General features: G+C 48.6%; 7 protein-coding genes. 2 read left to right on the top strand and 5 right to left on the bottom strand.

Translation table 11 applies throughout. The features are described from left to right. Positions 1-38 precede the first annotated feature (38 nt). The 4 genes from galU to NLX82_RS22900 are packed head-to-tail and all read right to left on the bottom strand — an operon-like array spanning position 39 to position 4,803. On the bottom strand, positions 39-920 hold the full coding sequence (galU, locus tag NLX82_RS22915; protein ID WP_023986636.1) for a UTP--glucose-1-phosphate uridylyltransferase GalU: 882 nt from the start codon (positions 918-920) through the stop codon (positions 39-41). Then, positions 917-1,339, bottom strand: coding sequence for a GtrA family protein (locus NLX82_RS22910; RefSeq protein WP_023986637.1), 423 nt, complete (start codon positions 1,337-1,339; stop codon positions 917-919). Before NLX82_RS22910 ends, galU begins: the two co-directional genes overlap by 4 nt. A gap of 3 nt (positions 1,340-1,342) precedes the next feature. Then, positions 1,343-2,434: a glycosyltransferase family 2 protein gene (locus NLX82_RS22905; RefSeq protein ID WP_028541969.1), complete on the bottom strand. Its 1,092-nt coding sequence runs from the start codon at positions 2,432-2,434 to the stop codon at positions 1,343-1,345. Positions 2,435-2,451: 17 nt separating this feature from the next. Continuing rightward, positions 2,452-4,803 (bottom strand): glycosyltransferase family 39 protein, encoded by a 2,352-nt coding sequence (locus NLX82_RS22900; protein ID WP_254349115.1) that lies wholly within the window; start codon positions 4,801-4,803, stop codon positions 2,452-2,454. 287 nt (positions 4,804-5,090) lie between these two features. Here NLX82_RS22900 and NLX82_RS22895 point away from each other — a divergent pair, with 287 nt between their 5' ends. Both NLX82_RS22895 and NLX82_RS22890 read left to right on the top strand, forming a co-directional pair. After that, positions 5,091-5,777, top strand: a complete 687-nt coding sequence (locus tag NLX82_RS22895) for a response regulator transcription factor (protein WP_013308395.1) — start codon at positions 5,091-5,093, stop codon at positions 5,775-5,777. After that, positions 5,774-7,264, top strand: a complete 1,491-nt coding sequence (locus NLX82_RS22890; protein ID WP_053324453.1) for a sensor histidine kinase — start codon at positions 5,774-5,776, stop codon at positions 7,262-7,264. Before NLX82_RS22895 ends, NLX82_RS22890 begins: the two co-directional genes overlap by 4 nt. An 82-nt stretch (positions 7,265-7,346) precedes the next feature. Here the strand turns inward: NLX82_RS22890 and NLX82_RS22885 are convergent, their stop codons facing one another. Continuing rightward, on the bottom strand, positions 7,347-11,639 hold the full coding sequence (locus NLX82_RS22885; protein ID WP_254349114.1) for a S8 family serine peptidase: 4,293 nt from the start codon (positions 11,637-11,639) through the stop codon (positions 7,347-7,349). Between the last annotated feature and the right edge of the window lie 247 nt (positions 11,640-11,886).

Raw genomic sequence — 11,886 nt, 5'->3', positions numbered from 1 at the left:
TCACAGCACCCGTCGGATTTCGGAGGGAGGAAATCCCCCTATTTTATCATTGAAGCAAGCGCCCACTCGCGCATCATGGAGTCAAGCATTGGACGCAAATCTTCGCGTTGCATACCCATGTGGAGCACGGCTTCCAGATATCCAGCTTTATCTCCAATATCATAACGTGTGCCTTCCAGTTCTAATGCGAGCAGTTGGTTCTGCAACGCTACTTGATGAAGAGCATCCGTCAATTGGTATTCACCGCCCGCTCCAGTGGACAGGTTTTCCAATATAGAGAAAATGGAAGGCTCTAATACATACCGACCAATGACTGCCTGCCGCGAAGGGGCATCTGCCGGAGATGGTTTTTCAACAAGTCCGCCGACTTCGTGAATGAGACCGTTCTGGTGAGTGGAGTCAATAATGCCGTATTTACTCACATCTTGTTCTTCCACTGTGCGCACGCCGACCACTTGCTTGCCAGTCGCTTCGTAAACATCCATCATTTGACGAATCGCCGGGGTGGAGGAATTCATAATATCATCGCCCAGCAACACGGCAAAGGGCTCATCGCCAATGAACTGACGAGCGCAGCTTACCGCGTGTCCCAAGCCGAGGGGTTCTTTTTGACGGATATAGTGAATGACTGCTTTACCCCCGATGCTTTGAACTTCACGTAGGAGATCATATTTACCTTTGCTCTCCAGTACCTGCTCCAATTCCACAGACTTGTCAAAATGATCCTCGATGGCTTTTTTATTACGCCCCGTTACGATAATGATGCTCTCAATTCCGGACTTGATGGCTTCTTCTACGATATATTGAATAGCCGGCTTGTCTACGATGGGAAGCATCTCTTTCGGTAAAGCTTTCGTAGCTGGTAGAAAACGGGTTCCTAATCCGGCGGCTGGAATAACAGCTTTTGTAATTTTTCTCATAGAAACTCACTTTCCTTTCGGGATGGGGAACCGAATACCCAGTATCGGCTCCCGATATAATTGATGATCATTCCGGCTGCGGTCGCGATCAGCTTGCCTAAAGCAAGCGGCAACTCGGTTCCAGTGTGAAGCACTTGCAGTAATAAGGAGGTTATCCCCAATACGATGAGGTTAATGATGATGAATTTAGGTAATTGACCCTTATTAGTGTTGTTTGATAGTTGTTTGTTGAATGTCCATTTGCTGTTCAAAATATAACTGTTAGCTGTGCCGCAGCTGTACGAAATGACCTGCGCTACAATGACCGGCACTCCGCCCCAAGCCAGCAGCATAAAAATGATATAATCTACACCCGTATTCACCAGACCTACGATGCCAAATCGGATCATAGGAAGCAGCTGGGCCATGCGACTTTTCATGGGTTAGGCTCCATGACCGGATTTGGGTCCGGTATATACCGCACTGTTGCCGCGCACTGTGCGTCCTGTCGAAATCAGGCTCTCACGGGCTCCTTGCATGTACAGGGAGTCACGGGGTTCAGGGACTTTCATAGCATGCGTCGGACCGTTTTCGTATTGTCCACCCAGATGCTCACGGACAATGTAAAGCGGACGTGCTTTGGTTTCGTCATAAATGCGTCCAACATATTCACCCATAATACCGAGAATGATCAGGATCACCCCGTCGAAGATCAGGCTGATGCTAATCATAGACGACCAGCCCTTCATCACATAGGAGTCGGTGAAAAAGTTGAGAAACAGTACGTACATCAGATACAGGAAGCCGGACATGGATAGAAGTGCACCGATATACCCTGCCAGCTTGAGCGGTTTAATCGAAAAGGATGTGATCCCGTCCAGACTGAGCTTGATCATTCGTTTCAACGGATATTTGGTTTCGCCTGCGAGCCGCTCGTCGCGCTCATATTCTACAGCAGTTTGTTTGAAACCGATCCAGCTGACCAGTCCACGAACGAATCGGTTATTTTCCGGTAGCCGTTTCAATTCTTCTATGACCTTGCGATCCATTAGGCGGAAGTCCCCGGTGTCGACCGGGATATTAATATCCGTTGATGCTTTAAGTACACGGTAGAAGAGGCTGGCAGACCATTTCTTGAAGCGAGTCTCGCCATTGCGTTTGAGTCGTTTGGCGTAGACCACTTCATAGCCTTCCTTCCACTTGTTAGCCATCTCAACAATCAGTTCCGGCGGGTCCTGGAGGTCGGCGTCAATGACGACGACCGCCTCCCCCACCGCATAATCCATCCCGGCAGTAATCGCTAGCTGATGACCAAAATTGCGAGAGAAATCAATCAATACAATGGTGTCATCTCTGAGACTGAATTCCTTGATCAATTGGACGCTGCGGTCCGAACTTCCATCATTTACGAAGATCAGCTCGTAGGGCTCACCCATCGAGCCCATAACTTGTTTCAGCCTCCGGTAGGTTTCCGTAATAACGGCTTCCTCGTTGTACATCGGAATAACAATGGAATAACGGATGGGTTCACTCATTCGTAGTTCCTCCTCATTTATAATGTGATTTCGTATAAAGTACCGCTTCCGCCACGTTCGTCTCCGCCAGGGCCACCTTGACCATCCTGGGCGTTCGCATTGCTGTTCGTGGTGTCGCTTCCGCTCTCGGTTGCTTTAACGTCTGTACTTGTTTCGCCTGTTGTTGTTTTCCATTCATCTGAAGGAATCACTTTGCCGTGTTCTTTGATCCATGCAGTGACTTCAGAGTTACCGCCGTCTGGTCCGCCACCTCCACCAGAAATCATGAAGTACTTCACTTGGCCGCTTTCGACCAGCGCCTTGATTTTATCGACGGTATAGACTGGATCGGAAGATACAAAACCGTTCATAATAATTACTTTTTGTCCGGCCTCGACCAGGTAAGGAGCAGCCGTTGAATAATTACTTGCTGCGAAAAGGTAGGTTTCACCTGTGTTATTTTTTTGCAAGTAGCTCAACGTTTTTTGATCTAAACTTTGGCTACCGTTGGGTCCCCCCATTCCTCTGGAACGGGTAGAAGATTTTTGTTCCGTGTCTGTACTTGTTTGTGTGCTTGAAGTATTTCCATCAGGACTGGAATTCTCTGCATTATTGGTCTGGTTATTCGTTTGAGTTCCTTCGGCTTGTTGTCCATTGGCGCTCTGACCTCTATTGCGATCATTGCCGCCCGGCATTCCGCCACCACCACCGCCAAATTGAGTGGGTCCGGCTTGTGGAATCATGCTGTTCCCCCCGTAGATGATCGGTGTCAATGCCCAGTATGCAGGACCGATAAACATAGCGAGTACACTTGCAATGATGGCGAATCTTGTGAACTTCTCAGATTTCATTCGTGCTACTATCAGCAGCACCGTGCCGATGATCCCTAGGATCAATACCGCGATGGACCAGCCGCTGCCAATGGTATCGTTGTAATTTTGCAAAACAAACCAGCTAAATACCGAGGTTGCCAATACTGCTGCGGGTAACAGCCAGGAGAGCCAGTTGGAACGCTCACGATACTGCTTCCACAATTCTACGAATCCTGCTCCAAAGAGCGCTGCAATTGGTGGCGCGAGCATAATCAGGTAATAATGATGAAAGAATCCTGCTACGCTAAAAAACGCAGCTACGGGAATCAACCAGGCCAGCCAGAAGATGACCTCTTTGTGTTTTTGTGTGATATTACGACGTCGAATGCTTGCAAGCAGACCGATGGAAGCAATCAATGCGAATGGAAGCAGCCAGCTGGCTTGACCTGACAGGGAAGATTGGAACAACCGCAAAGGTCCTTTTTCGCCAGTGCCGAACATGCCGCCACCGGAATTTCCTCCCGGTCCACCGCCTGGACCACCCTGGCCATTTTGCCCGTCTCCAGGACCACCTTGTCCGTTGCTGCCAAATCCACCCGGTGGCATTTGACCACCTGCACCGAATCCGCCTGCTGCCATGTTGTTGGCACCAGAGTCATCCGTAGTGGTAGTGCTGTCCGATGTTGTAGTCGTCTGAGCTTGATCTGTGTTCGTATCGCTGCTATTCGTTGTAGCGTTATTGTTCCGATCCGTGCGTTCACCGCCACGATTGCCACCTGTACCCTGATCTCCTGTCAGACGGGACAGGCCGTTATAACCAAAGGCCAAATTCAGCACAGAGTTCGTACCGCTACTTCCCATATAAGGGCGTTCATCTGCCGGAGTGGAGTCCACTACGACTGCCCAGGAGAGCGATACGATCAGGAGGACAACTGCTGATCCTACCAGTGTTACTGCTTTTCGCTTCCAGTTAAACTTGGAGGCCAGCAGATAGAACAGACCCAATGCCGGAACGATCATATAGGCTTGCAACATTTTTTCGTTAAAGGCGATGCCTACGACTGCGAAAGCAGCAAGGATCAGCCCGGTTTTGCTATTTCTAATGCCTCTGAACAATAGCCATGTTGCGAGCAACAGTGTGAAAACCAACATAGCGTCGATGTTATTCGTGCGGCTAACCGCTACGGCTATCGGTGTCGTTGCCATAGCGAAGGCGGCCAATCGTGCGGCCATCGTACCAAAGCTCGGTTTGACGAGTAAGTAAACGAGCAAGACTGATCCGACCTGAGCCAGCGCCTGTGGCAAGATAACGCTCCATCCGTGAAGCCCGAATATATAGGCGCTCAGTGTCTGAATCCAGAAAACCACAGGCGGTTTGTCTACCGTTACCGATCCGGCAGAATCAAGTGAGGCGAAAAAGAAGTTGTGGAAGCTCTGTAGCATGCTTGCTACGGCTGTCGTATAGTAGGTGTTTACATATTTGTCTTGCCAGATGTTGTATCCGTTCAAAAATGCGGATATCAGCATAATGATGATCAGGGGGATGTCCGCCCTGGTCTTAAACCATTTCTTAATCATGTTCATTCCACTCCCTGTGAAAATTCTTTGTATTTATTCCGTTGTTCTAGCCGCTATCTTCAGGACTGCGGAATGACCAGTCGCTTCTGATCTTGGCCCGGTGAACTACCGGCTTGCTATTATCATGCCATACGTACCTTAATGGGTTCTGAGCGCTCCCTGAACGTTAGCTGAAAGCTGAGCAGAGGTACTTTTTTTGCGACAGGATTCAGGTATATTAGATACAGGTAAAAATGAACTGACTTTTTTATGAGAAAAATGCGGCAACATGAAAGGGAAGATTAATAATGAATCCAATACACGGAGTTAAAATTATGCTGGCAGATGATGAGCCTCATATTTTGCAATTTTTAGAGCTTGGACTGATTAATGAAGGATATGAAGTCAGAACCGCCGAGAACGGGAGTAAAGCGCTCGATTTGGCAAGAGAGTTTCGTCCGCATGTAGCGGTGCTGGATGTGATGATGCCGGAAATGAACGGTTTTGAGGTGTGCCAAAGTCTCAAGGAGACGGAGGATAACATCGCGGTCATTATGCTGACCGCCAAGGATGATGTAGACGATCGGGTAAAGGGATTAAAACTCGGCGCGGATGATTATGTCGTAAAGCCCTTCAGTTTTAATGAGCTGCTGGCTCGCATTGAAGCACGCTTGCGCAATCAGTTCCCCGATCTGCTGGGGGAGGTTGTTCACGGCCCCTTTCAAGTGGATGATCGACGCAAGGAAATTCGTTATCAGAGTCAGGTGCTGGAGCTGTCGCCTACCGAATATGAACTATTGAAGTTTCTGGTGCTTAATCACGGGATTGTGCTGAGTAAAAGTCGTATTCTGGACCGGGTATGGGGGTACGATTTTGGGGGCGAGGATAATATTGTTGAGGTGTACATTCGCTCCTTACGTGAAAAACTCAAAGACAAGGAGCACCGGGTCATTCGTACGCTACGCGGTGTGGGATACCGGGTGGATCTGCTATGAAGGCGGGCGGGAAAAGTCGGAGAAAATATGCGCTTCGTTCTCTCCGGTCCCAGCTTTTGGCTAGAACGTTACTCATTTTGGCTTTGCTGCTCGTATTGATTGGTTTTCTACAATATTTTCTGATGAAAGATTTTCTGTATCGCAGTCGGGCAGAAGCTATGGATACGCAGTTGAATTCAATTCCTGCCGATTTATTGATTAAGGATTCGCAGGAGCAGAGTGGGGTAACCGCTCCCCAAGAACAAACCAATCGGAGGAATAATCGACCGGGGCCGTTTTTGTTTTGGCCGGATATGTCGCTCGCTTCTATAGATACAGACGGCACTTTCCAGAGCTTGTCCAACGAAAACGGACTTAAGCCGCCACGTCTCACCACTGAGCAATATCATGCAATGCAGCAGAGCAAACGCATGCGCCACGGCTATCAATTAATCACGGATGCTCAGGGGAAAGAGCAACTGGTTGTATTCCGTCCGCTCGGTCCACCTGACCGTTCGTCCGGTTTACTTCAAATGGGCGTATCCACGACTTCTATGCAAGAGCAATTGATTAACCAGCTCCGCACCTTTATTTTATTGTCTCTGATTGCGCTTGCGATTGGGTTGGCGCTTATGCTTCCTGTGCTGCGCCGCACGTTGGTGCCCCTTTCCAGGATGGTCGAGGCAGTCAAACGTATTGATGCGGGCAATCTGGCCGAGCGCTTTGACGCAGAGCAGGGGCAGTATGAGGTGGATCGTTTGGCGGTTTCATTTAACGGGATGCTGGAACGGCTGGAGCATTCTTTTGCTGCCGAACGGGAATTGCAGATGCAGATGAGACGATTTATTGCGGATGCTTCCCATGAACTGCGCACCCCGCTCACGTCTATTCACGGCTTCTTGGAAGTGCTGCTTCGTGGGGCAGCATCTAATCCGAAGCAGCTTCAGTCGGCACTAGAAAGTATGTATGGTGAATCCAAGCGGATGAATAAACTTGTCTCTGATTTACTATTGTTGGCTAAGCTGGATCGAACACCGGAGTTGAAGCTGGAAGACATATCACTAGATGCGTTGCTGCTGGAAATGAAACCGCAGCTCCTTATGCTGGCAGGTACACGTAAAGTGGTTTTTGATATGACGGCAGGTATACGGGTATTGGCAGAGGGGGATAAAATCAAGCAGGTAGTGCTCAACCTGTTTCACAATGCTGTTCAGCATACCGATATGGAAAGAGGTGTGATCCAGGTAAACCTGTCTGCAGGGAAGAAGTTGGTGGATATCCAAATTCGTGATAACGGACCAGGCATGAGTAAAGAACAGCTGGAGCGGATATTTGAGCGTTTTTATCGTGGAGATGAATCGCGTACACGTAGCTCAGGCGGGGCGGGCCTTGGTCTGGCCATTACACAGTCTATCGTAGAAGCACACGGCGGGAACATTACGGCCGAAAGCACACCGGGAACGGGAAGTGTATTCAAAGTAACGTTACCTTTAGCGGGAACAGTATAGTATTTAAGATTATGGCGTAACATAAAAATAGCCCCCGAACCGCAGCTTTGGTTATAACACGGCTCGGGAGGTTTTTCTATTGTTAGTTAATCAGCGAAGCTTTCTGTAAAAGCACATGCAGCACCTTGGCAGATGCCTCACGGGTTGTAGGTGCATTCGGCTGGAAGTAGGAGGAGCCTTTAATCGCTTCTCCGTTGATGATACCTGCTGTACTTACTTTTTCAATACTGTCCTTGGCATAGCCTGCAAAGGATGAAGCATCATGGTACGGTGTACGTGCAGGGCCATCGACTGCTGCTTTGATTTGAAGCAGATCTACAGCTTTACCCAGCACGACAGCAATTTCTTGACGACTGATATTAGCGTTCGGATCAAACTTGTCGCTGTTGCGACCCGTAATCAAACCAGCTTCATAAGCGGCTGCTACATCGCCGGAGTACCAACTACCTGCCGGGATGTCACTGAATGGTGCAGCAGTACCCGGTGTCAGGCCGAGTGCCCGAGTTACCAGGGCTGCAAATTCTGCACGTGTCACGTTCTTCTTCGGTGAGAAAGTCGTGTCGGTCGTGCCGTTAATCAGCAACTTGTTCGCCAGCGATTGAATTTCCGATTGGGCATACGACGATGAAATATCTTCAAAGCTAACGGGACGTGTCGCCGCTGCATACGTCGAGAAGCCCGGACGGCTTACCTTGACGACAGTAGATCCATCAGCCTGCTTGGCGAAGACGGATGGAACGGGATAGACATTTCCGTTTGCCGTATAAAGTACACCGGCTGTATTGGAATCAATTTGACCAGGTACGGTAAAGGATCTGCTAATGAACTGTCCTGGAGCAACTTTGAGCGATTGACTCTTGCCACCAGTGACAACGTTAGCTTCAAACCCTACCGGGATGCCGATCACATTGGAGCCTTTTAGCTTACTTGTAAAAGTGCCACTCGCCTCTGTCTGGCTGCTGATTATCACTTCAATGCCTGCACCAGCAGGAACATTTTTCAGAGCGGATACTGGCAAAGCCAAAGAAGAACCTGTATTGCTTACAATCAAGCTGCTTCCTGCTGCAGCCTTGCCTAACGTTACCAGTTGTGTGGAAGTGAGCGATGCTTTTGTCGTTTGGCCTGCTTGGCTAGTAGCCGACAGTACAATAGCTGTCGGGCTGGAACCTGCCGCTGTCACGGCAGCCTGTAAATCTGCCTCGGTTACTGTCAGCGACTGTACATTATTGTTCAATGCAACGGCTGTAGTGACAGTTTTAACAGCCTGCCCTTGTTTCACAACGCTTTGAAGTGAAGGTGCAGATGTAGAGACAGGAGTGGATGTGTTCGTTGCAGCAGAAGGTGTAGTATTGCTTCTGCCGCCACCTCCACCACCGCTGCCTCCAACACTACCGCTGGATGCGGCGCTATTATCCACACGGATAGCTTTAGTGGCGGTGAAGAGTTTAGGACCGTCGGTATTGCGTACGACTTCGCCGTCTTTATTCAGTTCTGGAGAACTGACTTCCAGCTTGTATACGCCGTCCTTCAAATGCTGAATAACGGGCTGACCGTTAGCATCCAGAACAGGTTTTCCATTGTCATCTAATTCGACGTAACTTCCGTCAATATCCTTGAAGGAATATGCGCCTTGTTTGAGGCGAGCGTTGACTCCTTGTTCTTTTGAAGTCGTAATGCCGTCAATAAGACCAATTAATTTATCATCAACGCCGTATACATAAAGCGCGATCTGGTTGGTTTTATCTGTGGTCAGGCGGAATGCCAAATCTGTTGAGCGTTGAGCACCTGTACGACTCGGATAAATAATCGGGTTGGTGACACTCAAGTCCTGCAAGCCGAAGCCAGTTGTTGGATTTTCTTTGCCTACATGAACGACGAACGGCAGATGAAGTGTTGGCAGTCCGGCGCTTTTCAGAATAACTTCCCCTTCATATACACCTGTGGCTGCACCTGAATTTGGTTGTACAGACAGGAAGAACGGTTGCGATTTACCCGGTTCTGCCGAGATTGCTCCATTCGCGCCCACACCTTGCAACTGAACGGCAATGTTGCTCACGTCAGGTGTAGCAATCGGCTTAGTTGGATCAGAGGTTACATTATCATGTAAAACGGTGCTGGCTTCATATTGCACAGTGTTAGCCGACAAGTTTTTGAGTTGAAGCTGAATCTGCTTCGCATCACTACCAGGTCGTAACACCCCGAAGCTGGCGGAAGGATTGTAATTCACAACCTCCTGCCGATTAAAGTTTTTGTCGAGAATCGTAATCTTTTCGACGGTTTCCAGCAGGGCTGGCGTCTGAATCGCATTAGCGATGTTTACAAGGCCTGCACCTTGGGAATACACATCATATTGGATTTTATCCTCATCAAAGAGTGTAACCGAAGTGTTTGCCAGAGCAGCGCGGATATCAAACGGTGTCCAGTTTGGATGCTGTTGCTTCAGCAGCACAGCAAGTCCAGCCACATGCGGAGACGCCATACTTGTACCGTTGCTGCGTTTGTAGGCTTGCTCATAAGATGCATCCGGATAGAACTTGGCGAAGGCAGGGTAGGTTGATAAAATGCCCACACCCGGTGCGCTCACATCCGGCTTGATGCTGAGTAGTTCATCTCCGTTCGGTCCACGGGAGCTGAAACCGGCCATCGTATCGCCTGCATTATCTGTACGAATATAATCTGCCCCAAAGGAGACGGAGAACTTCTCTCCAGCATTGTCCACAAGTTGTTTAGCCAGCGCGCGCCCTTCCTTACCTTTCATGTCAAAGGTCGGAATAAAGTCAAAGCTGTCACCCAAATTAGAATTTACGTAGTCATCGCGACCTGAAATACTTTCCCCTAAATCAGCTTTGGTGATGTCGCCCGCTTTCGTATTCCCATTAAAAACGATTACAGCCTTCGCACCGTTTTCTTTCGCATTTGCGATTTTATCCACGAATGCCAAGTTGCCGCGTGAAACGAGGACTATTTTTCCTGCTACGTCTTTCCCTTCAAAATCATCAGGTTGTCCCAGATTCGCATATACGAGCTCATAAGGGGCAGTTCCCAAAATGGAGGCAAAGTCTTCTCTGCCTGTCTCCCAGCCCATCAAATTAAAATCATAATGTACATAAGCATCATCAGTTACGGTCTTTTTCAATTCACCGTTAGTCTCCCAATAGGAGTCACGGGTGACCGAAGCTGTACCCGAGAAGCTTTTGCTCGGCGAAGTGGCTGCACCGACGGAAATCGCCAACTGTGATGTTGCGGGAGAACCCATGGAATAAAAATAGGGGCCTTCCTGTGCCGCATTACCATTCGCTATGACCGCGACTACGCCGGAAAGTACAGCATTATTAATAGCAATGGAGTCGGGGGAGTTCGGATCCTTTTCGGAATCCGAGCCCAGCGACAGGTTAATGACGTTCATACCATCTTTGACAGCGCGTTCAATGCCATCAATGACCTGTGCGGAGGAACCGGAGGAGCGTCCCGTCTTGGTATTGCGTCCAAGCACTTTATACACGTATAAGTCCGATTTATAGGCAATACCCTTTTGCACAATATCCGAGGATTTATTTGCGGCTTTACCGGCAATTGTGCCGGAGACGTGAGTACCATGTGTCGTTCCGCTAAAACCTGTGCCGTATGGGTCATTTTCTTTTTCAAGGAACGGTTCCTCGTAAGGGTCGTTGTCTTGTTCAAAAGAGTCATATCCGCCTTTATAGGCTTCTTTCAAATCCGGATGCTCATAATCGATACCGGTATCAATAACCCCGACCTTGATTCCCTCGCCATTCAGTCCTTTGGCCCAGGCTTCAGGAACACCAATCTGGTCCAGCGGTGCGTTATCATAAGTGGCTTCACTGGCTGTAAGTGTTGGCGGGTCCTGTACGGGGATGGAATAATACGTTTTGTTTTCATGAATGGATTTTACACCTGGCAGTTTAGCCAGTTCTGGAATCTTATTGGCTGGTAGTGTGATCTCCAAGCCGTTAAGCACTGTGTTGTACTGGTAATTCACCTGAAGAGAAATACCATGCTCAGCGGCTTGGTCTACGAACGTAGTTTGCTCGGTGGCAATCGCGGATTCCGCTTTTTGCTCAGATTGAGCTGTGAAAGCTTGGACGCCTGAACGTGCCGCATATTTGTCCACGGCTAGGGGCTCACCATCAAGCTGTACGATAACTCTGACCTGGCGGGAAGAATCTGTGCTTAGCTCTGGCGAAATGAAGGCCGGAGCCGCCTCAATAGTCAATGCTTGCTGAGCTTCCAAAAATGAGTTGATTTGCAGATCTGCGGTAGCAGCAGAACTGACAGACGGCAGAGACAAGCTTACCGTCAAGGCAAGAGCGAGTGATACGACAGGTATTTTTTGCAAAATGATCGGCTTTTTCAAAGATTTCCCTCTTTTCAATCAAAATATGATATGTCTACATACTAGGATTTGAAGCCACTGCCGTTGTTCTCACGCCTCCCTTAATATCTAAAATAATAGAATTGACCACTGGTGACTAACTTGCCAGTTTTGAGGCATATCTTACCATATTGGTGGGATATATTACTATATGTTTTTTATATTTTTAGAAAAAATAAGGGTAACATCACATATAGATTCCATGGAAATGTTATGAATTTACTAGATT

The organism is Paenibacillus sp. A3M_27_13 (genome assembly GCF_024213315.1).
Classification (GTDB): domain Bacteria; phylum Bacillota; class Bacilli; order Paenibacillales; family Paenibacillaceae; genus Paenibacillus; species Paenibacillus polymyxa_B.
This window is presented reverse-complemented; position numbering and strand designations above follow the sequence as displayed.

Coding starts and splice junctions, on each gene's coding strand:
- galU (WP_023986636.1), bottom strand. CDS start 920: ATGAGAAAAATTACAAAAGCTGTTATTCCAGCCGCCGGATTAGGAACC.
- NLX82_RS22910 (WP_023986637.1), bottom strand. CDS start 1,339: ATGAAAAGTCGCATGGCCCAGCTGCTTCCTATGATCCGATTTGGCATC.
- NLX82_RS22905 (WP_028541969.1), bottom strand. CDS start 2,434: ATGAGTGAACCCATCCGTTATTCCATTGTTATTCCGATGTACAACGAG.
- NLX82_RS22900 (WP_254349115.1), bottom strand. CDS start 4,803: ATGATTAAGAAATGGTTTAAGACCAGGGCGGACATCCCCCTGATCATC.
- NLX82_RS22895 (WP_013308395.1), top strand. CDS start 5,091: ATGAATCCAATACACGGAGTTAAAATTATGCTGGCAGATGATGAGCCT.
- NLX82_RS22890 (WP_053324453.1), top strand. CDS start 5,774: ATGAAGGCGGGCGGGAAAAGTCGGAGAAAATATGCGCTTCGTTCTCTC.